This is a genomic window from Kosakonia sp. WA-90 (assembly GCF_039871955.1).
Taxonomy (GTDB): Bacteria; Pseudomonadota; Gammaproteobacteria; order Enterobacterales; family Enterobacteriaceae; genus Kosakonia; species Kosakonia oryzendophytica.
Genome location: NZ_JBDPLJ010000007.1, coordinates 160077 through 182542, shown reverse-complemented (window position 1 = coordinate 182542; position 22466 = coordinate 160077). Strand labels below are relative to the sequence as shown.

General features: G+C 51.6%; 23 protein-coding genes, 1 tRNA gene and 1 pseudogene. 17 read left to right on the top strand and 8 right to left on the bottom strand.

The window, feature by feature from the left end; all coding sequences use genetic code 11:
- Positions 1-44 precede the first annotated feature (44 nt).
- Positions 45-118, top strand: a tRNA-Gly gene (locus ABGA49_RS13910).
- Positions 119-733: 615 nt separating this feature from the next.
- Here the strand turns inward: ABGA49_RS13910 and ABGA49_RS13905 are convergent.
- Positions 734-1264, bottom strand: a complete 531-nt coding sequence (locus tag ABGA49_RS13905) for a DUF2778 domain-containing protein (RefSeq protein ID WP_134318708.1) — start codon at positions 1262-1264, stop codon at positions 734-736.
- A 199-nt stretch (positions 1265-1463) separates the two neighbouring features.
- A pseudogene (locus tag ABGA49_RS13900) lies at positions 1464-2255 on the bottom strand (IS3 family transposase); the annotation flags it as partial.
- 156 nt (positions 2256-2411) lie between these two features.
- Here ABGA49_RS13900 and arsR point away from each other — a divergent pair.
- From arsR to ABGA49_RS13840, 12 genes are all read left to right on the top strand, one after another.
- A complete protein-coding gene (gene arsR, locus ABGA49_RS13895; protein ID WP_271044660.1) occupies positions 2412-2765 on the top strand; it encodes an As(III)-sensing metalloregulatory transcriptional repressor ArsR in 354 nt (117 codons plus the stop codon).
- Positions 2766-2810: 45 nt separating this feature from the next.
- Positions 2811-3173 (top strand): arsenite efflux transporter metallochaperone ArsD, encoded by a 363-nt coding sequence (gene arsD, locus ABGA49_RS13890; protein WP_061493267.1) that lies wholly within the window; start codon positions 2811-2813, stop codon positions 3171-3173.
- Between the two features lie 17 nt (positions 3174-3190).
- Positions 3191-4942, top strand: coding sequence for an arsenical pump-driving ATPase (gene arsA / locus ABGA49_RS13885; protein ID WP_347665689.1), 1752 nt, complete (start codon positions 3191-3193; stop codon positions 4940-4942).
- 46 nt (positions 4943-4988) lie between these two features.
- The gene (locus ABGA49_RS13880; RefSeq protein ID WP_134318710.1) at positions 4989-6278 is read left to right on the top strand and encodes an arsenic transporter; all 1290 of its coding nucleotides are present in this window, start codon (positions 4989-4991) and stop codon (positions 6276-6278) included.
- Between the two features lie 12 nt (positions 6279-6290).
- The gene (arsC, locus tag ABGA49_RS13875) at positions 6291-6716 is read left to right on the top strand and encodes a glutaredoxin-dependent arsenate reductase (RefSeq protein WP_347665688.1); all 426 of its coding nucleotides are present in this window, start codon (positions 6291-6293) and stop codon (positions 6714-6716) included.
- Positions 6717-7079: 363 nt separating this feature from the next.
- Positions 7080-8624 (top strand): methyl-accepting chemotaxis protein, encoded by a 1545-nt coding sequence (locus ABGA49_RS13870; protein WP_170933842.1) that lies wholly within the window; start codon positions 7080-7082, stop codon positions 8622-8624.
- 263 nt (positions 8625-8887) lie between these two features.
- Positions 8888-9778, top strand: a complete 891-nt coding sequence (locus ABGA49_RS13865; protein ID WP_061499759.1) for an oxidoreductase — start codon at positions 8888-8890, stop codon at positions 9776-9778.
- 197 nt (positions 9779-9975) lie between these two features.
- Positions 9976-10476: an ATP-binding protein gene (locus ABGA49_RS13860; protein WP_347665687.1), complete on the top strand. Its 501-nt coding sequence runs from the start codon at positions 9976-9978 to the stop codon at positions 10474-10476.
- A 76-nt stretch (positions 10477-10552) separates the two neighbouring features.
- Complete coding sequence (yjdI, locus tag ABGA49_RS13855) at positions 10553-10783, top strand: 4Fe-4S mono-cluster protein YjdI (protein WP_061493273.1); 231 nt, start codon at positions 10553-10555, stop codon at positions 10781-10783.
- Positions 10784-10795: 12 nt separating this feature from the next.
- Positions 10796-11068: a GNAT family N-acetyltransferase gene (locus ABGA49_RS13850; protein WP_061493274.1), complete on the top strand. Its 273-nt coding sequence runs from the start codon at positions 10796-10798 to the stop codon at positions 11066-11068.
- Between the two features lie 287 nt (positions 11069-11355).
- Positions 11356-11571 (top strand): RNA chaperone/antiterminator CspA, encoded by a 216-nt coding sequence (gene cspA, locus ABGA49_RS13845; RefSeq protein WP_061493275.1) that lies wholly within the window; start codon positions 11356-11358, stop codon positions 11569-11571.
- Positions 11552-11770 carry a cold-shock protein gene (locus ABGA49_RS13840; protein WP_245191432.1) on the top strand — a complete coding sequence of 73 codons (219 nt, stop codon included), beginning with the start codon at positions 11552-11554 and terminating at the stop codon, positions 11768-11770. The genes cspA and ABGA49_RS13840 overlap by 20 nt, the downstream gene beginning before the upstream one ends.
- A gap of 33 nt (positions 11771-11803) precedes the next feature.
- Here ABGA49_RS13840 and ABGA49_RS13835 read toward each other — a convergent pair whose 3' ends face one another.
- Entirely contained in the window at positions 11804-12598 is a 795-nt protein-coding gene (locus ABGA49_RS13835) for a helix-turn-helix transcriptional regulator (protein WP_088237759.1), read from the bottom strand.
- A 107-nt stretch (positions 12599-12705) separates the two neighbouring features.
- Here ABGA49_RS13835 and ABGA49_RS13830 point away from each other — a divergent pair, with 107 nt between their 5' ends.
- The 3 genes from ABGA49_RS13830 (at position 12706) to ABGA49_RS13820 (ending at position 16232) form a co-directional block, all read left to right on the top strand.
- Positions 12706-13467, top strand: coding sequence for a methyltransferase domain-containing protein (locus ABGA49_RS13830; protein WP_347665686.1), 762 nt, complete (start codon positions 12706-12708; stop codon positions 13465-13467).
- 171 nt (positions 13468-13638) lie between these two features.
- Positions 13639-14967 (top strand): glycosyl hydrolase family 28 protein, encoded by a 1329-nt coding sequence (locus ABGA49_RS13825; RefSeq protein WP_347665685.1) that lies wholly within the window; start codon positions 13639-13641, stop codon positions 14965-14967.
- A 143-nt stretch (positions 14968-15110) separates the two neighbouring features.
- On the top strand, positions 15111-16232 hold the full coding sequence (locus ABGA49_RS13820; RefSeq protein WP_061493279.1) for a cupin domain-containing protein: 1122 nt from the start codon (positions 15111-15113) through the stop codon (positions 16230-16232).
- Between the two features lie 80 nt (positions 16233-16312).
- Here ABGA49_RS13820 and ABGA49_RS13815 read toward each other — a convergent pair whose 3' ends face one another.
- Entirely contained in the window at positions 16313-17029 is a 717-nt protein-coding gene (locus ABGA49_RS13815; RefSeq protein ID WP_088237762.1) for a nitroreductase family protein, read from the bottom strand.
- 664 nt (positions 17030-17693) lie between these two features.
- Between ABGA49_RS13815 and ABGA49_RS13810 the strand changes: the two genes are divergently transcribed.
- The gene (locus ABGA49_RS13810; RefSeq protein ID WP_245191431.1) at positions 17694-18179 is read left to right on the top strand and encodes a hypothetical protein; all 486 of its coding nucleotides are present in this window, start codon (positions 17694-17696) and stop codon (positions 18177-18179) included.
- Between the two features lie 4 nt (positions 18180-18183).
- On the opposite strand, the gene oxyR is transcribed toward ABGA49_RS13810, so the two are convergent.
- The 4 genes from oxyR to ABGA49_RS13790 form a co-directional block, all read right to left on the bottom strand.
- Positions 18184-19101: a DNA-binding transcriptional regulator OxyR gene (oxyR, locus tag ABGA49_RS13805; protein WP_088237763.1), complete on the bottom strand. Its 918-nt coding sequence runs from the start codon at positions 19099-19101 to the stop codon at positions 18184-18186.
- A gap of 359 nt (positions 19102-19460) precedes the next feature.
- Positions 19461-20471, bottom strand: coding sequence for a glycosyl hydrolase family 8 (locus tag ABGA49_RS13800; RefSeq protein ID WP_347665684.1), 1011 nt, complete (start codon positions 20469-20471; stop codon positions 19461-19463).
- Positions 20472-20525: 54 nt separating this feature from the next.
- On the bottom strand, positions 20526-21455 hold the full coding sequence (gene galU, locus ABGA49_RS13795) for a UTP--glucose-1-phosphate uridylyltransferase GalU (protein ID WP_061493283.1): 930 nt from the start codon (positions 21453-21455) through the stop codon (positions 20526-20528).
- 49 nt (positions 21456-21504) lie between these two features.
- Positions 21505-22464 (bottom strand): sensor domain-containing diguanylate cyclase, encoded by a 960-nt coding sequence (locus ABGA49_RS13790; protein WP_088237766.1) that lies wholly within the window; start codon positions 22462-22464, stop codon positions 21505-21507.
- Positions 22465-22466: the final 2 nt, after the last annotated feature.

Below are 22466 nucleotides of genomic sequence, written 5' to 3'. Positions count from 1 at the left end.
TGCTCTGTCGCCGTAACGGGTTATAATGCCCCTCGCACCTCACCGCGGGCGTAGTTCAATGGTAGAACGAGAGCTTCCCAAGCTCTATACGAGGGTTCGATTCCCTTCGCCCGCTCCAATCTCCTGATAAATTAATATTTATCAGTTAGTTACGTTAACCCGCTTTAGCAGGTGCAACTTAAACTACCCATTGTTCTACGCCCGCACCTGTCGCGTGATTGGTCTGTGGTACAAGGGAGCATATCATCACGCTGGCGGTGGTTCCCGGTTCTTACTGCGACAGCCCAACAACGAACAAAAGCCGCTTGCCCGGCATAATCTTGAAGACTTTTAGTGAAGCGCATTTTAGCCCGATGCTCTTACATGCCACACGTCGAGATGACGAGCAGGGGATAAACAGGTTTACGGTGGTCAACACGGTGTAAGCATCTCATCTATACTCGTAAGCCATTACACCGCACGAATAACTATGTAGATAGTGCTACGTTATCTCTTCATTTTTCTGATGATTATCTTTGCGGCTCCAAAAATAATAAGGGCATATAGTAAAACCGTAACCATCAACGAAATAAATGTTATTGGATCTGTGCCCGCTTCATAGATATCTGCCTGATATTTGCCGAAAATTTGCTGGGAATACTCAATGATGTACGTGGTCATTGAGTGAAGCGGCATACCATAGCGCGAGAGCCAGAACGCGCAGATGAAGCACAGAGCAAATAGCCCTCCATTTTTAACGAATTTTGCAGTTTGCAAAGTTACTCTCTCCCTGAACGTCAACATAACCGTAAGCCATCAACCCATTTCGTGAACCCGGCACTCGCGTTTTTGCCCTGCCAAGTAAAGCCTGCCGCACCGTGTAAAAATCAGAACGCCTTACGAAGGTAATACAACCTTCACTTTCTCCTGTGCCATCTGGCCTGAGGGGGTGCAAGCGAAAGCCTCCACGGGATACGCCGTTAATGAATATACTGTCGCTCATTGTTTGCGCGTTGAACAACGCAAACCACTCTGAATGGTCGGATTTGTTCCATGCATCAATAACCCAACCTCTGATCCTATTGGAAAGGCTACCTTCCGGGCGATCAACTATCCAGTAACGACCAACCGGGATTGCACTATTTGGCCGATAGGTACAGTTTGGATCGTTTGTATACGGTTTTTGACCAGAAAACACAGGAAAGGTACCGACACCGTAAACGTGCAATTTTGCTTCGCCACCGCCATTGGATAGATCGTTGTAACTCATTCTCATAATTTGCATAAAACATCCCCTGTTAAAAACCATGAATCCAATTTAACGCCAGTAATCTTAACTCTTGTTTTGGTGGAACCTAAAAAAGAAATGAAAATGTATACTGAGGCAGGCGATATCTGCACTACTACTCCATTTCAAATCATTCTGTGTTTACTCTCACTGTGCACCTACCAACGATTGCCCGAAAACTCCCCCCTAAGCCAGACAGGACAATGTCCTTTGTCATCCGGGGTTGCGTTGACCAGCCGATAACTTTGCGCGAGAACAGATCAACAACTACGGCCAGATACAGTCAGCCTTCGTGGGTTCGGATGTAAGTTATGTTCGTTACCCAACGTTCATCCGGTGCTTCCAGGTTGAACTGCCGCTGGAGTCTGTTGGGTGTCACGATACTGGCTTCACCTTTACGCGCTCGTGGGCTTCGATACCCGACCTGAGCCTTTATCCCGGCACGCTTCATTAGTCGCCAGACACGGTTAATCCCACATTGTTGCCCGCTGTCCCGCAGGTCGAGATGGATCTTGCGATAGCCATAAACACAACCGGATTCCAGCCAGAGCTGTTTGATTTGTCCTGTCAGCCTGAGATCCGCCTGATACCATGGTGAATGCGGCTGTTGAAGCCAGGTGTAAAACCCACTCGGATGAACATTCAGCACCCGACAGAGTAGACGAACAGGCCAACAACAGGAGTTGTCACGGATAAAGGTGTACCTCAGTCGGACAGCTTTGCGAAGTACGCCGCGGCTTTTTTTAATATGTCCCGTTCGTCAGTAACCCGCTTCAGCTCCTTCTAGTAGGCGGATCACGGCCTGAGCATCTGACTTTTCTTTGTTGGTGGAAGAGTCCGGCCCCTATTTCTTAATCCAGGCATAAAGGCCGTGGGTGGTGATGGTGATATCGACACGTGTTGCGACACTGGAAACAGAATGGCCACGATCAGCAACCTGCTCGACGGCTTCAATTTTAAACTCTTCAGGATAACGCTTACTGCTCATATGCACCTCTCTTTAAGCCATTTTAAATGTCTCTGAGGTGTCTGTTAAACCTGCCACGATTCAACATTATATTGCTGTAAACATATATGATTTTTCAAATATGTTCATTGCTTTTATTCATTTGCAGCGTATTCTGTCTCCCTATGATCAGGAGGCATAATGTCACTTACTTCTCTGCAACTTTTCAAATATCTCTCTGATGAAACCCGTCTGGGGATCGTTCTACTGCTCAGGGAGATGGGTGAGTTGTGCGTGTGCGATCTTTGCACCGCACTGGATCAATCGCAGCCCAAGATATCCCGCCATCTGGCTATGCTCCGGGAAAGCGGGTTGTTGCTGGATCGCAAGCAGGGAAAATGGGTGCATTACCGCTTATCTCCGCATATTCCTTCGTGGGCGGCTCAGGTTATTGAGCAGGCCTGGTTAAGCCAACAGGACGACGTACAGGCCATCGCCCGTAAGCTGGCATCGGCAAACTGCTCGGGTAGCGGCAAGGCTGTTTGCATCTAAAATTTGCCTGAACATATATGTTTTTATGAATGTGAGGTAGTGGCGATGAAAACGTTAACGGTGTTTGATCCGGCGATGTGTTGCAGTACTGGCGTATGCGGTTCAGATGTCGATCAGGTTCTGGTCGATTTCTCTGCGGATGTGCAATGGCTAAAAGGGCGTGGTGTACAGGTTGAACGTTACAACCTGGCGCAACAGCCCATGAGCTTCGTTCAGAACGAGAAAGCAAAAGCATTCCTTGAAGCATCGGGAGCGGAAGGTCTGCCGTTGCTGTTGCTTGACGGTGAAACCGTCATGGCAGGGCGATACCCCAAACGGGCTGAACTGGCACGCTGGTTTGGTATTCCACTGGAGAAAGTGGGGTTGGCTCCCGCACGTTGCTGCGGTGGTGATTCTTCCTGCTGCTGAATATGTCAGGAGGACATATGAAATTTTTACAGCGTATCCCGCCTTACCTGTTTTTCACCGGGAAGGGAGGCGTGGGGAAAACGTCCATTTCCTGCGCAACGGCCATCCGCCTGGCAGGGCAGGGCAAACGGGTTCTGCTGGTCAGCACCGACCCTGCCTCCAATGTTGGTCAGGTGTTCGATCAGACTATCGGTAACACTATTCACCCTGTGGCAGCCGTTCCCGGACTTTCCGCGCTGGAGATCGATCCACAGGATGCGGCTCAGCAATACCGGGCCAGAATCGTGGATCCTATCAAGGGTCTTCTGCCTGATGACGTTGTTAACAGTATCAGCGAGCAACTGTCGGGAGCATGCACGACAGAGATTGCGGCATTTGATGAGTTCACTGGTTTATTGACAGACGCTTCTCTGCTGACCCGTTTTGATCACATTATTTTTGATACTGCGCCGACAGGTCACACCATCCGCCTTCTCCAGCTTCCCGGAGCCTGGAGCAGCTTCATTGACAGTAACCCGGAGGGGGCTTCCTGCCTCGGCCCGATGGCCGGGCTGGAAAAGCAACGTGAGCAATATGCACATGCGGTTGAGGCGTTATCTGATCCCGAACGTACCCGCCTTGTGCTGGTTGCACGACTGCAAAAATCAACGCTGCAGGAAGTGGCCCGCACACATGACGAGCTGGCAACGCTTGGCCTTAAAAATCAATACCTGGTTATTAACGGTGTGCTGCCTGAAACCGAAACAGAAAGTGACGCCTTAGCGGCTGCGATATGGCAACGGGAGCAGGCGGCGCTGGCTAACCTTCCGGCGGGTTTATCTGCGCTGCCGACAGACACCTTATTTCTTCAGCCGGTGAACATGGTGGGTGTGTCCGCGTTGAAGCGGCTATTCGACCCCCGTTTTGAGTCAGCATCGTTTACGGAAACGCACATTCTGCCCAAACCTGAGTACGAGTCGCTTTCCGGCCTGGTGGATGAAATCGCGCGCACTACACACGGTCTGATTATGCTGATGGGAAAAGGCGGCGTGGGGAAAACGACGATGGCGGCGGCTATCGCCGTCAGTTTAGCGGACAGGGGATTTGATGTGCATCTCACCACCTCCGATCCTGCTGCGCATCTCAGCACAACCCTCAACGGTAGCCTGAGTAACCTGCAGGTCAGTAGGATCAACCCGCACGAGGAAACCGAACGCTATCGCCAGCATGTCCTTGAGACGAAGGGTAAGGGTCTGGATGACGCGGGGAAACGGCTGCTGGAAGAGGATTTACGCTCTCCTTGTACTGAAGAAATTGCCGTGTTCCAGGCATTTTCCAGGGTGATCCGGGAGGCGGGTAAGCGGTTTGTCGTGATGGATACGGCACCTACCGGGCATACGCTATTACTGCTTGATGCTACCGGTGCGTATCACCGTGAGATTGCGAGAAAAATGGGCGATAAAGGCCATTTCACCACGCCGATGATGCAGCTTCAGGACCCTGATCGCACCAAAGTGCTACTGGTCACGCTTCCTGAAACGACCCCTGTGTTGGAGGCGGCAAATTTGCAGGCCGATCTTGAAAGAGCGGGGATTCATCCCTGGGGATGGATTATCAACAACAGCCTTTCCATTGCAGAGACTCACTCACCCCTGCTTTGCCAGCGCGCCCGGCAGGAGCTCCCTCAGATTGAAGCCGTCAGGCAGCAGCACGCTAAACGTATAGCGCTTGTTCCGGTACGGGCGTTTGAGCCTGCGGGCATCGAAAAACTCAGGGAATTAGTGGGTTAATTTTGGGGATATACAGGGCGGCAGCGTCGCCCTTTCAGGAGGATGTATGTTACTGGCAGGCGCTATTTTTGTCCTGACCATTGTTCTGGTTATCTGGCAGCCGAAGGGGTTAGGGATTGGCTGGAGCGCGACGCTGGGTGCGATACTGGCGCTGGTTTCCGGTGTGGTACATGTGGGGGATATTCCCGTGGTGTGGAATATCGTCTGGAATGCGACCGCCACGTTTATTGCGGTCATTATTATCAGCCTACTGCTCGATGAATCGGGATTTTTTGAATGGGCCGCACTGCACGTTTCCCGTTGGGGGAAGGGGCGGGGGCGCCTGTTGTTCACGTACATCGTCCTGCTCGGCGCAGCGGTAGCGGCATTGTTTGCTAACGATGGCGCAGCGTTAATCCTTACACCGATCGTGATTGCTATGCTGCTGGCATTAGGGTTCAGCAAAGGCACAACGCTGGCCTTCGTGATGGCCGCCGGGTTTATTGCCGATACGGCCAGCCTGCCGCTGATTGTGTCGAACCTGGTGAATATCGTTTCAGCAGACTTCTTTGGCCTGGGGTTCACTGAATATGCGTCGGTGATGGTGCCAGTTGATATCGCCGCCATTGTTGCCACGCTGGTAATGTTGCATCTCTTCTTTCGCAAAGATATCCCGCCGACTTACGATCTGACTCTCCTTAAGACACCAACAAAAGCCATTAAAGATCTGGCTACGTTCAAAACCGGCTGGATAGTCTTACTCCTTCTGCTGATTGGCTTTTTTGTGCTGGAACCGCTCGGTATTCCGGTGAGCGCGATTGCGGCAGTGGGGGCCGTGATTTTGTTTGCCGTTGCAAAGCGTGGTCATGCCATTAACACCGGCAAGGTATTAAGAGGTGCGCCCTGGCAGATTGTGATTTTCTCGCTCGGAATGTATCTGGTGGTTTATGGCTTGCGCAACGCCGGGCTAACGGAATATCTCTCCAGTGTGCTGAACATATTGGCGGAAAAAGGCCTCTGGGCAGCGACGCTGGGAACAGGGTTCCTGACCGCATTCCTCTCCTCCATCATGAACAATATGCCCACCGTGTTGGTAGGCGCATTGTCTATTGATGGCAGCTCGGCATCAGGTGTGGTCAAAGAGGCAATGATATATGCCAACGTCATTGGCTGCGACCTGGGGCCAAAGATTACACCGATTGGTAGCCTGGCAACGCTGCTCTGGCTGCACGTACTTTCACAGAAGACGATGACGATCACCTGGGGCTACTATTTCCGTACCGGGATTATCATGACGTTGCCTGTGCTGTTTGTAACGCTGGCCGCGCTGGCGCTACGTCTCTCTTTCACTTTGTAATGAGATACTGATATGAGCAACATCACCATTTACCACAACCCGGCCTGCGGTACGTCGCGTAATACACTGGAGATGATCCGCAACAGCGGCACCGAACCGACAATTATTCATTATCTGGAGACTCCGCCGTCGCGCGATGAGCTGATTAAACTTATCGAAGATATGGGGATTTCAGTACGGGAGCTGCTGCGTAAAAACGTTGAGCCCTACGAAGAGCTGAATCTTGCCGAAGATAAATTCACGGACGATCAGTTAATCGATTTTATGTTGCAACATCCCATCCTGATTAACCGTCCGATTGTCGTGACTCCACGCGGAACACGCCTGTGCCGCCCGTCTGAGGTTGTGCTGGATATTCTTCCGGATGCGCAAAAAGGCGCTTTTGTAAAAGAAGATGGCGAGCAGGTTGTTGATGGTGCAGGTAAACGCCTGAAATAACGATGACGGGGGCAACCGCCCCCAGATTCCTCGATGATCCTGCATCATGCATGGTGTTTCCCTGTATATCTTCCTCACAGGAATTCGTCGTCTTCCGCTTCTCGCGCCTTCCTGCGCATTATTGTGATCACGCTCGACTTTATACAAAGATATTCAAAAGGTTAATTAATCTGCCGAAAAATAACGCGTTAGTTATTAATTGGTTAAATTTTTAATAACCCAAAAGCGGTTAAGAAGAATATATATATCACTTCTATCGATTAACCCGCTGTTATCTCTTTCCGATAAAGAGATAAGGCGCGGTCTGAAACCCTACGGCCGATGCTGTACCCGCCATATAAAACAACAATAGGTACTCCTGCCATGAAACTATCTCTTGCGCAAAAACTTTGGCTCCCTCTCATCGTAGCGCTATTGTGCCTGGCTGGAACACTGCTCTACGGTTCCCTGACGGTCAAAGACGACCAACTGACACTGCGGAAAAACGAGTTACTGCATGTTTCGCAACTGGCCCTCAGCATCGTGAAAACGCAGGCTGACATGGCTGATAAGGGATTGATTTCACAAGCGGAAGCACAACAGCGCGCCACTCAATTAATTAAGGATCTGCGCTATGGTGAAACCGGTTATTTCACGATCGTGAATAATCAGGCGCAGGTCATTATGCACCCGATCAATGCCAAACTGATTGGCAAAGGGCCGGATATTGCCGATGCCAACGGGGTTTATATTTTCCGGGATATGGTGTCAGTAACGCAGGGTAATCATGCCGGTTATACCGCTTACGTCTTCCCCCGCCCGGGTGAGACGAAAGCGCAACCGAAAATTGCTTACAACATTCCGTGGGCACCCTGGGGCTGGATCATTACCACCGGGCTGTATGTTGATGATATTGATGAAGCCTTTCTGGTGTCGCTCTACCAGAATCTCATTGAGTTTGCGGCGATCAGCATTCTGCTCTCGATCCTCGTCTACCTGATTAACCGGGGTACACTACGGACTCTGGGGGGCGAGCCACGTTATGCCGCAGATGTGGCAGCGCGAATTGCCGCCGGGGATCTCTCTCATCCGGTAAATAAAAAAGCGGGCGACAGTTCAAGCCTGATCCACGAAATGGGGGTGATGCGAGAGCAACTGACTGCGGTAATTGAAGATATCCGTGATGGCGCGGAGATCATCAACACCAGCACCCATGACATTGTCGCCGGAAACCAGGAGATTGCTTCGCATTCTGAACAGCAAGCCATGTCGCTGGAAAGAACTTCCTCCAGCATGGAAGAGATCACCGCAGCTGTAAAACAAAATGCGGAAAACGCCGGGCAGGCGCGCAAACTGGCGAGTGAAGCGGTGGATATTGCTTCGCGCGGCGGCGTGGTGATGCAAGGCATGAATGACACCATGAATGGCATTTCTGAAAGCGCCGGGAAAATTGCCAGCATTATTGAAGTGGTTAACGGTATCGCGTTCCAGACCAATATCCTGGCGCTGAATGCGGCGGTTGAAGCGGCAAGAGCCGGTGAACAGGGACGAGGGTTCGCCGTTGTCGCCGGTGAAGTGCGCAGTCTGTCATTACGCAGCTCTCAGGCGGCGCAGGAGATAAAAGGCCTGGTGGAAGAGTCCGTTGAGCGGGTCAATAACGGTTCATCGCAGATCAAACTTGCCGGTAACAACATCGATGAGATGATTGTCGCGGTGAAACGTGTGTCAGATATCATGTCGGAAATCTCCGTTGCCACCGACGAACAGAGCAAAGGGATCAGCCATGTTAACGAAGCGATTGTTCAAATTGATGCGGTGACGCAGCAAAACACCGCGCTGGTGCAGCAGGCGGTATCAGCGGCAAGTGCGCTGGAAGAGCAAACCCGGCGTCTGACGGAGACCGTCGCTTTCTTTAATACCGGCAGGTAATCCCCATCGAGTCATTAACGCGAGCCTGTGATTACCCAGGCTCGCGGATGTCACTCCCACTACGAAGCATCTTACGTATCCCGTTTGTCTTATTATCCCCATCGCCGGATGAAAACGCCTCTTCTCTGCTCTTACCGAACGATTCGCACAAAACAGCACTGTTTCTTTTATTGACACATTTGTGATCGACTTCAGTGCGTATCATAGTGTGTGTGATGACTGCCGCTATCGGGGCGGCACGTGATAATCAGGAGAGTGAGATGGTGTCAGATAACCCCAGCGTCGCCCTTATTGGTCCTGGCGCAATTGGAACCACGATTGTGGCGGCGTTGCATGAAGTCGGGCGTACGCCCACGGTGTGCGGGCGTACGGCGCACCCGCAGCTGATCTTGCGTGTCGATAACGAACATATTGTGGTACCCGGTCCGGTGCTGACTGAACCGGGCGACATTCACCAGCCGTTTGATCTGGTTTTTGTGGCGACCAAAACCACGCAACTGGCGGCAAGTGCGGCGTGGCTGAAGGTGCTGTGCAATGAAAATACCGTGGTGTGCGCACTGCAAAACGGCGTGGAGCAAAAAGCGCAAATTACGCCGTACGTAGCGGGGGCCGAAGTGCTGCCATCTGTCGTGTGGTTTCCCGCGCAGCGTGAGCCGGACGCCTCCGTCTGGTTGCGTGCAGCCCCCCGGCTTACCTTGCCGGATACGCCAGCCGCGAAACGTGTGCAGACCGTATTGCAGGGTACTCGCTGCGCTGTTGATCTTTCTCCCGATTTCATCTCTGTTGCGTGGCGCAAGCTGTTGCAGAATGCGGCTGCCGGGCTAATGGTGTTAGCAGGGCGTCGCGCCGGCATGTTCTCGCGCAACGACATCACCACACTGGCGATGGACTATTTGCAGGAGTGCCTCGCGGTTGCCCGTGCGGAAGGGGCTACGTTAGGGGATGCTGTGCCGCAGGAGATTGTGGCCGGTTTTCAGCGTGCGCCTGCCGATCTGGGCACCTCGATTCTTGCAGACCGCCTGGCGGGTCGCCCTCTGGAATGGGACATCCGTAATGGTGTGGTACAGCGGTACGGCAACAAACACGGTATCCCCACGCCATTCAGTGATGTGATTGTGCCCCTGCTGGCTGCCGGCAGCGACGGGCCGGGCTAAACGCCGCCGAGATAACGCAATACTGGCAACCCGGCGACATTGCTGTTACGTTGAAATCATGAACAAAAGATATTCCGTATTGATGTTTGCAATGAGCATTATTCGCACCACAAATAGTGTGGTGGGATAGCGTTCATCTCTGTTTCCCGCCAGTACGGCGGGAGCCTTACTGGTGACAACCTGTGAGGTGACTCAGTATGACAGCTCCCGTTTCCGTTGCTCGCCCGATGTTGCATATCCTGTGCGGCAAGATTGCCTCTGGCAAATCAACCCTTGCCGCTGAACTGATGACAGCGCCTGGTACCGTGATGTTGAGCGAAGATCGTTGGTTATCGCTTCTTTTTCACGATGTTTTGCACAGTGTTCAGGATTATGTCCACTATTCTGCAAAGCTAAAACTGGCCATCAGGCCGCATGTCGTTGCTTTACTCCAGGCGGGCGTCAATGTGGTGCTGGATTTTCCGGCCAATACGTTGACCAGCCGACAGTGGCTTAAAGAGATTATTGATCAGTCTGGTGCCCACCATTTGTTGCACTACTTGCAAGTCAGCGATGACGTTTGCAAAGCGCGACTGCGCGCACGCAATGCCACAGGTGAGCATGATTTTGCCGCCACTGACGAGCAGTTCGAACAGATCACGCGCTACTTTGTGGAACCCACCGAGGCGGAAGGGTTTCAGATTCGCCGATATTGCTGAAAGGCTGTACAACCTTGTAGTCTGATGACCGGGCTATGCTTACTTGTGCAACACACATAATAATTGAGGCAATGTCATGGATAAGGAACTACTGGATGCGGGTTACCGCGTATACACCGGCGAGAAGATTGATGTGTACTTCAATACCCACATTTGCCAGCACGCCGGTAATTGCGTACGTGGCAGTTCGAAGCTGTTCAACCTGAAGCGCAAGCCGTGGATCATCCCCGATGAAGTGGATGTCGCAACGGTAGTGAACGTCATTGATACCTGCCCGAGCGGTGCCTTGAAGTACCGCCATAACTGAGTGAGACAACGCATGGACATTCTGGAAGGTCATAACAAGTTTTACGTGAACGACGCCGCAGGCAATCAGGTAGCGGAAATCGTTTTTGTTCCCACCGGCGAGCACCTAAGCATTATCGAACATACCGATGTTGATGAAAGCCTGAAAGGGCAAGGTGTCGGTAAACAGTTGGTGGCGAAAGTGGTAGAAAAAATGCGTGCAGAGCACCGCAAAATTATTCCGCTGTGTCCTTTCGCCAAACATGAGTTTGATAATACACGCGAATATGACGATATCCGCGCGTAATCATCTGCACCGGCATGAGCCGGTGCGTTTTCTTTTCACACGATGGCACCATCAATGCGGCAGGCAACAATAAAATATTTTTTAATTAATGCTTGCATCCCTTCTTCAGCCATGCGTTAATGCACCGTCGGTTTGATAACCATTATCTCCAGCAGTTCACTAAAGTCTTTCTCATCTCTAAGTACCTCCTTGCTACTTCTTTTTGGGTCTTCGCTTTACACTCTGAATAAAATAATGCTTCAGACCATTACTGCCGAAAAGGCTAAAAAAAACAGAAGGTAACAAGAATGTCTGCTAAAATGACTGGTATCGTAAAATGGTTCAACGCTGAGAAAGGCTTCGGTTTTATCACGCCGAAAGATGGCAGCAAAGATGTATTCGTACACTTCTCTGCGATCCAGAGCGATAACTACCGTACTCTTGAAGAAAATCAAGAAGTTGAATTCGCCATTGAAAATGGTGCGAAAGGCCCGGCGGCTGCAAATGTCGTTGTGGTTCGCTAAGGATTTAGAAATTACGAACCGTATTCATTTTCGCTGCCCGTGCTGTAGCGGGTCGCAATACCGGATTTCCAGTTTTGATGTAACTGAAAAGAACCCGGCTGGCGCGAAATGTATTTTTTGCAAATCTACAATGATTGCATTTAATAATTTCACCGCGTGGGTTCAGTCCTCTCAGGCACCACTGGATTTTCGCAAATAATAAAAATCAGGCCAGTTTACTGGCCTGATTTTTTTATTTCTGCACGACTGATCCTGCCATTAACATAATCATTTTTATCGAGCGATTGCTGGTCAATTGCCAGGTCATCTGGCGATAGTGCACTTCTCCCTGCTGCGGATGATGAAACACGCGCTCGCCCCCTTCGCGCACTACCACCTGCTGGCGCGACCAGAAGTCGCGGAATAACTCACTGTCATGACTGAGACCCTGCACAAAGTTATTGAGCTCCCGATCGTGCGGATAGTGCATCGCGTCTGCACGCAGTTCCGCCACGATGCGGCTTGCGCGGCTCTCCCAGTCAGCAACCAGCTGGCGGGACAGTGGGTGGCGGAACATAAAACTCATCATATTCGGCTGTGGATCTTCGTCCAGCCAACCGCTGAACAGCGCTTCGGCAGGCGCATTCCATGCCAGCATATTCCAGGTTAAATCCAGCAGATAACAGGGACAGGTCATCTGAGTGACGGTTGCCAACACCTCTTTTTCTACCGTGACGACCTGTTCTTCCTGCGGATCGTTTTGCATGGCCAGATGAAACAAGTAGCTGCGCTCGGTGGGTTTCATCTTCAGCACGTTGGCGATATTCGACAGGGTTTGCGGCGACACCACGATGTCACGCCCCTGTTCAATCCAGGTGTACCAGGTGGTACTGATACCGCTGAGCTGCGCCACTTCCTCCCGGCGTAATCCACGGGTGCGACGTCGCCCAAGGGCAGGCAAGCCAATATCCGCAGGCGCGGTGTTTTCCCGCTGCGAGCGCAAAAAAGCGCCCAGGGCTTTAGGGCCGGCAAAGAGGGTATTTTCCATTGGGGGGTACTCATTAATACCAGTATAAGTGCTCATATTGTACCACTATAAAGAGCGTCTTATAGTCGCCAAAAAAGGCTTTGTCGTGCTAACAGAAGGAAAGAAGAATGGCGGTTAATCATCATCAGTTAACGGAACAGCAATTTGGCGATCAGGCGCAGGCCTATTTGCAGAGTCAGGTTCATGCCCAGGGGGCGGATTTAGTCAGACTGGCACAGTGGCTGGCAGACGATACCAGTGCAGCCATACTGGATTTGGGTTGTGGTGCGGGCCACGCGAGCTTTGTTGCCGCAGGCATTGCCCGGGCGGTCACCGCCTATGACTTGTCGGAAAAGATGCTCGATGTAGTGCGCCAGGCCGCTCACGAACGTCATCTTGCAAATATCACCACCTCCCAGGGGGCAGCAGAAAAATTGCCCTTTGCCGATAGCAGCTTTGACGTGGTGATCAGCCGCTACTCCGCCCACCACTGGCATGATGTGGCGCAGGCTCTGCGCGAGGTGAAACGCGTGCTCAAGCCGGGTGGGAAATTTATCTTGATGGATATTGCCTCACCCGGTCAGCCGGTGCTGGACATCTGGCTGCAAACCATCGAAGTGCTGCGCGATCCTTCGCATGTGCGTAACTACTCGCCGGCTGAGTGGCTGCATATGACTCAGCAAAGCGGCATGACGGTGCAAAAAATGGCGACGGACAGACTGGCGCTGGAGTACAACTCATGGGTAGAGCGCATGAAAACACCGGAGGTATTGCGTGCCGCCATCCGTTATCTGCAAAACCACACCTCCGACGAGGTAAAACAGCATTTCCGGATCCGCGAAGATGGCTCGTTTACGTCCGACACGCTGATGTTTCAGACGCAAGCCTGAGCGCGCCCGCCACTCCCCCCGGCTGTGCTGACTGCCGGGGTATCTCAACGTCACTTTTTAATAAACCAGCGGTAAATAAGTGCTTTTGCACAATAGTTCTCGTGCATTTTCTGCCCTAAAGTCAATTTCACATAGGTGGCTTTTGACAATTTACGCAGGAACAGAGGACGTATGAATAAATCACTGCTGGCGCTGATGTGCTGTGGCGCATTTTCATCGTTTACGGCGCAGGCCGCGCCTTCCCACTGCATACCCGAAGACTTTGGCGGCAAAGCAGATGCCAAAACCCTTAATACACACGCTATCCAACAAGCGATCCAACAGTGCAGCCAGCGCGGCGGCGGCACGGTGGTGTTATCGCCTGGCGTCTGGTTAAGCGGCCCTGTACAGCTACAAAGCAATATCACCCTGGAGGTTGGCAAGGGTGCGACATTAAAGGCCAGTAATGCGGAAGGGAAGTTTGTAGCCGCATTTATTGGTCAGCCGTCCCGCGCCAACGAAGCCTTTATTTTTGCCAGCCAGGCGCAGAATGTCGCCATCACCGGCAGCGGAACGCTTGATGGCGATGGCGAAAAGAGCTGGTGGCCCGAGGCGCTGCAGATCCGTGCACAGGTGCGCAGCGGCAATACCAAAGCTTTTACCGACCGCTTTCCTGGCGTTCCGTTGGCAAATGGTGCTCCGCGCCCGTGGCTTGTAGAGTTTAACCAGGTCACCAACGGGAAGATCGAACAGCTTCACCTGACTAACTCCCCGATGTGGAATATCGTTATCCGCAATAGCGACAAGATTGCTGTTCACCAGGTCAGCATCAGCAACCCAACCACTTCACCGAATACAGACGGTCTGGATATTGTCTCTTCACGCAATGTTACCGTGTCGAAAATGGACATTCACACCGGTGATGACAACATTGCCATCAAGTCCGGTCTGGTGCCCGGTACGGCAGCGCCATCGCAGGATATTGCCATTCGCGACTCCATCATGCGCGATGGACACGGCATCTCTGTTGGCAGCGAAACCGCCAACGGCATCGGGCGGGTGACAGTCAGCCATGTCACGTTCCTCAATACGGAAAACGGTATTCGCATCAAATCGGCCCGCGATCGCGGGAATACGATAGGTCCGCTGGTGGCCGACCATCTGACAATGACCAACGTGGCGACGCCGATTCTGATAACCAACAGCTATAGCGGCCAGTCGGGTGCGCAGGGCAACACCTTGATTTCGGCAATTGAAAACGCAGCCGTTACGCCCTCGACGCCGAAAATTTCCGGGGTGAATATCTCCGGGCTCACCGCAACCAATGCCAACCATGCCATGATTTTTAGCGGATTGCCGGAGTCGGTCGTGCAGAATGTATCGTTAAAAAACATTGATATTGCAGCGAAATATGGTATTCAGGCGCGCTACGTGAACGGGCAGGGCCAAGACGTGCAGATTAAAACACAGTACGGCGCGGCGGTAGAGCAGGGGCCGCAGGCCACGCTCAAACTTAACTGATAGCACAGTGGTTTACGCGCCCGGTAGACGAAACGGCCGGACGCTCTGACTGTCAGCGTGCACGCTCTTGACCAATGACAAGGCGGGCAGGGGGCGACTCTCTTTATAATCTCCCGCGTTTCCCTTCTCACTGGTGTGGACCTATGGCTTACCAACTAAACCTTAACTGGCCGGAATTTCTTGAGAAATACTGGCAAAAGAAACCCGTTGTCCTGAAGCGCGCGTTCGCGGACTTTGTCGATCCGATTTCGCCCGATGAGCTGGCAGGCCTTGCTATGGAGCCGGAAGTGGACAGCCGCATTGTCAGCCACGTCAATGGTCAGTGGCAGGCATGGAACGGCCCGTTTGAGCAGTTTGATCATTTAGGGGAAACCGACTGGTCATTGCTGGCACAGGCAGTGAACCACTGGCATGCACCCTCCGCCGAACTGGTTAAACCGTTCCGCGTGTTACCGGAGTGGCGTTTTGACGATCTGATGATTTCCTATTCCGTGCCGGGCGGCGGCGTGGGCCCGCATATCGATCAATACGATGTGTTTATCATTCAGGGGATGGGCAGCCGCCGCTGGCGCGTGGGCGACAAATTGCCGATGAAGCAGTTCTGCCCGCATCCGGCATTGCTGCATGTCGATCCTTTCCCGCCGATCATTGATGAAGATCTGGAACCGGGCGATATCCTCTATATTCCGCCGGGATTCCCGCATGACGGCTTCACGCATGAGACCGCGTTTAACTACTCCATCGGCTTCCGCGGGCCGAACGGTCGCGACCTGATCAGCAGTTTTGCAGATTACGCGCTGGAAAACGATCTTGGTGGCGAGCATTACAGCGATCCCGATCTCACCTGCCGTGAACATCCGGGCAGAGTGGAAGATTACGAGCTGGAGCGCGTGCGCGGGATGATGATCGAGATGATCAGCCAACCGGAGCATTTCAAACAGTGGTTCGGCAGCTTTATCACCACGCCGCGGCATGAACTGGATATTGCTCCGGAGCCGGATGACTATCCTGTGGAAGAGATTGTGGCTGCGTTGAAAGAGGGGCAGGTGCTTACCCGCCTGAGTGGGCTGCGCGTGCTGCACATCGGCGACAGCTTTTTTATTAACAGCGAGTGTCTGGAGACCGCCGACGCGCGCGCCGCTGATGCGCTGTGTCGCTATACCATTATCGGTCAGCAGGAACTGGGTGACGCTCTGGATAACCCGGCATTTGCCGCCGAGCTGACTGCGCTGGTAAACCAGGGATATTGGTACTTCGACGAGTAAAATGTTCGCTGCGGGCCTGAGAAGGTGAAGCCGCCATCTGGCACGGTTGCCAGGTGGCGTTGACGTTTCGGAACGTGCAATTAGCGGGCGACAATAAAGCGTTTGTCGTCGTCGATAAAGGTTTTCTCATCGGCGGCGGCGACGATATTGCCAAAATTCATCTCTGCGCGCAGTTTCCAGCTCTCCGGGATCGCCCATGTCTGGCGAACTTCCTCGTCAATCAGTGGGTTATAATGTTGCAGGTTAGCGCCAATGTTTTTTTCCGCCAGCGCCAGCCACACCGCATACTGGGCCATTCCACTGCTTTGTTCCGACCAGACGGGAAAGTTATCGGCATAAGCAATGTACTGCTTCTGTAAATGCGAGATCGTCTCCTGATCTTCAAAAAACAGTACCGATCCGGCGGCAGCAGCAAACCCGTCGAGCTTATCGGAGGTGGCATGGAAACTCTCCGCCGGGATCACATTGCGCAACTGCCCTCGTACCAGCGCCCAAAAACGATCGTGTTCTTTACCCATCAAAATCAATGCCCGCGAACTTTGTGAGTTAAATGCCGACGGCGCCTGACGAATCGCTTCTTTGATTATCGCCTCCACCTTCTCTTCATCGAGCGGTAGCGCTTTACCCAGCAGGTAAATGGTTCTGCGCGCTTTGGCAAGGGCAAGAAAATCCTCCGGTGTGGCGCTGACCGGCAGGGTGCGCAACTCCAGATCCAGCGGGTTATGCGGCGTTGCCGGCTGAGGCTGGCCTTCCGTGCGAGCGAGCGTCGAATTCAAAATTTGCTGAAACGGGTGCATGGTTCACTTTTCCTGTTGTGCGCGTTAAGCCGGATTTTGTGCTTTATCAGAGCATGGGCCAGCCCATGTCGATCATACGAACAAACAAGATAAAAAGCGGTATTTGTGCCAAAAACAACCGGCTTCACCGGAAGGGCGGCGGTTAAAGCTGAAAGTTGCGGTGTTGATCACGCAGGAAGCTGTCCGCGCAGCATGCGTGCGGCTTCATCCTCAGACGTCCACTGACAGGGGGAATTGTATTTCACGCATCACGCCATGTGCGGGAGCCTTGTCGTACCGGAAGAGGGTCGTTATCATTCCAATTTGTATGACAATATAAAAGAGGGTCGCTGTATAAATTAATGCATATCGAATGGGTGGTGTGCGGTCAGTAAAGGTATGCAGACGCTGACCGAATGTCCCGTGTCATCGGTGATATATTTTCACGTTACTGGCGGGTTACTGACAAAATTATTCAACAACAGTAAGACGTTTCCCGGTTTTAATATATGGGATAAATGAAAATAACAGATTAGGATCGATAGCATCAATAACTGCACATGAATTAACCTTTTGCTTTATATGAACTTTTTTATGATTTTAAGACATTCCGTATGGATCAATTTCATTTTATTCTCTATTTTAAACATTAACCCTAAAGAAAATTTCTACGCGGTCGATGGATATGGATATAGCTCCGAATACGGAACAGCCCCCCTGGTCGCCAGGTATTGAGGAAAAAATGAAAGCAGAGTCGCACCATAGTCGTCTTCCTTTGCATTTGGATCCGCTATCGGAGCGCAATGTGCTGGTTCCACCGTTTGTGAAAACCATCGCCGTTCGCTTGTGCTGGGCGTCTTCTGTGGATGAAGCTGAGGCTTACCGTCTGCTTTCCTTACCTTATTACCATGATGAAGTCACTGAAGATGACCGTGCCCAGCTGTGCGCACGTTTCCCGTTTATGGCTGCTTTACGTGCGCCAACGGCGATTGCCGATTATACGATTTCGCTGGTGACGGTCTGGTTGTTGATTGAAGAGATGTACCATCGCGGAACGGTGTTGCCGGACGATATCATGCGCGGCTTAATGCAAAAAACGACAACCATACCGGCGCATGATTGTCGTAAAGATGAGAAAGAGTCTGCTGCCTGTACTGATGAGCAGCGCTGATGGATCACGCCAGTACGTTGTTATCGATAATGTATCGTTCCATATAGCGGGCAATGGCGTTGCGCAGGATCTCATATTTCTTACGCATCGGGTCGCTGCGGTGGAAAATCAGCACCACTTTGCGTTTTGGCTCCGGACTCACACAGCGCAAATAGCGAATGTTTTCATTGCCCCCCTGTTGCTGGGTAGAAAGCAGCGGGAAGAATGAAACGCCACGGTTAAACGCCACGCCACGGCGCAGCGTTTCAAGGTGCATGGCGACAAAACGCGGATCGGGTTCCAGCTCGAACTGATAGCAATAACGCAGCACCTGGCTGTGCAGGCAGTTGCCGTCATCAATCATCAGGATCTTACTGTTTTTCAGATGCCCCATATCGATTTCACCCATTCGCGCCCACGGATGCTGTTGGCTTACGCCCAGTACGAGTGGTTCATCGAACAGCGGTAGCTCAACGTATTTGCTGGTATCTTTGTTAGAGGTCATGATCGCGCATTTAATGGCGTCGGACTCCAGCATGTTCAGCAACTGATTGGTTTGCGCTTCGTGAATTTCCAGTTCGATTTCCGGGAAGTTCTCGTGACATACCGAATTCAGATGAGAAAAGATATACGGCGCAAGTGTAGGGATAATGCCCACATCGAGCGTCTGCATCAGGCTCTGATAGTGACTGCTGCTGGCCATGTTTTTCAGCGCTTCGATCTCCCGCAACACCACCTGGGTTTGTTCGACCAGACGCAGGCCGGTCTGCGTGAAGCGGATCCTGCGTGTCGTACGCTCCAGTAGCTGCAAACCAAGCTCATTTTCCAGTTTACGCAACTGTGCGCTCAGCGTTGGCTGGCTGACATTACAGGCCTCCGCTGCACGTTGAAAATGTCGATGCTTGGCCAGCGCGACGAGATATTCAAGATTACGGATGTTCATTGTGATCCCCGGGGCGCAAGTTTCCGCTTGGTTGACGATCCGCGTGTAACAACGTGCTGTGTAAATGACGTGTTATAATTTTCAACTCTGTCATCAAGTCTCTCCCTCATGCTTGGACATGAGATGTGTGATTTTTATTATTCATTGTCATCCGGTTCGCGCCGCAGCCTGTAGAGACGGAAACGACATAACGAACCGGTGTTCCTGTATTGCCAGGCCGGTTATCGGTCAATTCTAAAAGGCATCCTGCCTGTTTTCTGCGCATTCCTGCGTCAGAGTCTGCACTGCTAAAACATCACTAAGGTGCGCGGGCCAACGTAACCGGCGCAAAACTGCGTATTGCTGGCGACGAAGCGCCGTTACTCTTTTTTTAATGTGACGGCAAATAACGACAGCATATGCAGTACGGACAAATAATATCCCTCTCCCGGACGAACGGACTTATCCATATGCTGGTAATCGCCCATCGTTAAATCACGCACCGCCAGGATGCCGCCAGACATCGAGTAATTCGCATGTCCTTCCCCGGAGACATCCACCCACGCGGGCGTTTCGCTTCGGGCATAATTTGCCCAAAAATGACGGAAATTATCCGTCGAATGTTGTTGCGTTTCGCTCAAGCTTAAGTACAGCGGGATGCGAATTGCGTCATAACTAAAACGTGCCGGCCAGTTATCGGCAGGTATGACTTCACCATTATTCTTGACAAAAATCCAGTCGCTGGGCAGTTGCGTTTTACCAAAACGCGCTTTATCGAGTAAATTCAGGCTCGATTTTTTCAGCTTCAGCCAAATATCATTATGCTGATGTTGCCAGAAACTATCCCAGGCTGGAAAGATAAAGTATGAAGGATTAATAATATAGCCATCATCTTTAGTAAATCCACTCAAACCTGGCAGCAGTAAAGTGTGTGTATCTTGTTCAATAATCAAACAATTGATTAGCGCTTCTTGAATATTTTCAGAGGCGGTCAGATAACTCTGGTCATGCCACTTATTCCCGGCCAGTAATAATGCCCAGGCAATAAGTGTATCGCCGTCGCTGGCATTATTATCGTCAGTCACTTTGTGTTGTTGCGGATCATAACGCCAGGCAAATAACCAAAGTGAAGGACGTAATAATGTATTACGCGTCCAGCGCCATATTTTCTCAAAACTGGCGGGATCATCGTTCATCACCGCCAATAACATGCCATATCCCTGACCTTCCGAATGGCTGATATCGCCATTTTCATGGTCAACTATGCGGCCATCCTGGCTCAGGTAGTTCTGTTTAAATAGCACCCAGTTGCCGTCCTGACTGCGGGCTGAAAAAGAGGTCATGGCCAGCGAAAGCAATAAGCACGACATGAGCCAGGTGGTCCTTAACATGAGATTTCCTGTTGTGAAGATATGGCAGTTAACCGGGTAAAACGCCGTCAGGCGTTAAACCACTTCTGCAATGCGGTCAACGACTTCAGCCACCGGCGATAACGTCAGTTCATGCTGCAACCAGTGGCGGAACGCCGGACCGGTAGCGTCATGACGCAGGCCGTACTCCACAAACGCTTTCATATAACCGATTTTGTCGCCGCAGTCGTGAGACTTACCGGTCAGGGCATAAGCCTCAACAGGCGAGCGTTCAAGCAACATCGCAATGGCATCGGTCAGTTGGATTTCGCCACCCGCGCCGATAGGGGTTTTGCGCAACAACGGCCAAATTTCTTTGGAAAGTACGTAACGCCCAACCACCGCCATGTCTGACGGAGCCTCATCGACGGCCGGTTTTTCTACCATTCCCTGCACCTGACCGAAGCGGCCTTCCGCTACGTTTACACCGCCGCAATCCACCACGCCGTAGCGGGAGACGTCTTCATGGTTAACGCGCTCGATCATCAACTGGCTGGCGCCGGTTGTGGTAAAGCGGTTGATCATCGCCGCCAGGTTATCTGAAGAGAGGTCGCACTGGCTATCGTCGATCAGCACATCCGGCAGCAACACGACAAAGTCGTTATCGCCAATCAGCGGTTCTGCGCACAGTACCGCATGACCCAGGCCTTTTGAGTGACCCTGACGCACATGCATAATGTTCATGCCTGCCGGGCAAATCGTACGAACTTCTTCCAGAAGCTGGTTTTTCACGCGAGATTCCAGCAATGACTCCAGTTCAAAAGAGGTATCGAAGTGGTTTTCGATGGCATTTTTGGACGAGTGGGTCACCAGCACAATTTCACGGATCCCGCAAGCGTAGCATTCCTGCACGATATACTGGATAAGCGGTTTATCCACAATCGGTAACATCTCTTTGGGAATAGCCTTGGTAGCCGGGAGCATACGTGTACCGAGGCCTGCCACTGGGATTACAGCCTTTAACATACTTATTTCCTCTGGGAAAAAACTATTGCTGTTTGTAGTCGTTAAAATATCAACACACAACGGTGTTAATAATGCTACCAGGCTCATTAATGCCTGGAACCTGATAATTAATAAAATCATCACCGCCGCTCGCCTTAACCCGATAAAGGGCGGTGTCGGCAGCTTTTAATATTGATGAAAAATTCGGTCCGTGTTCAGGATAACTGGCAACGCCAATACTGACCGATAATTCCACAGTTTGTTGCAGGTACTGCAAATACATTGGCTGACGAGTGGCCTCAACAATGGATTGCAACACGCCACGACCCATTGGTTCATCCACACCATCAATATAGGTCAGGGCAAACTCATCGCCGCCCAACCGTCCGAGTAACGTCGTGCGGGAAATACATTGCTTCACCCGGCTTATAAAGCAACGTAACACCTCATCTCCCGCCGCATGCCCCAGTTCGTCATTAATGGTTTTAAAATTGTCGAGATCGAGGATCGCCACGACAATCTGCGCGCCACGCGCATTCGCTGCACGAATTTTCTTACGGCTGCGAATATAATAACCCTGGCGGTTCAGGGTCTTGGTTAATGCATCGTTATGCGCACGGAAATGCAATTTTTCACGAATCGTCATATGTCGGGTAATATCAAAACCCAACAGAATAAATGCGAATATTTCACCGTTATCATCACGGCGCGGCATTAGTCTGGTGTCGAGCCATAGCCTCTCGCCGTTCTTTTTCTTCTGCGATATTTCCCCCTGCCAGTTATCACCGGTTTGCTGTGCGAGTTTAATGGCCATCGCCAGAGAGATGACGGTTGTCTCATCTTCGGACTGAAACAAAACCTGGCCAATCACTTCGTCATGGCTAAAACCGGTGAGCTGGTAGAAAAACGGGCTGGCGTAAATAATTCGCCCGTATGTATCGAGAACCAGTGAAACAAAGGCATTGTCCTCCATATGGTTAACTGTTTCGATTTCCAGTGTTCTTCCTGAAACCACGATCTCATTAAACATTA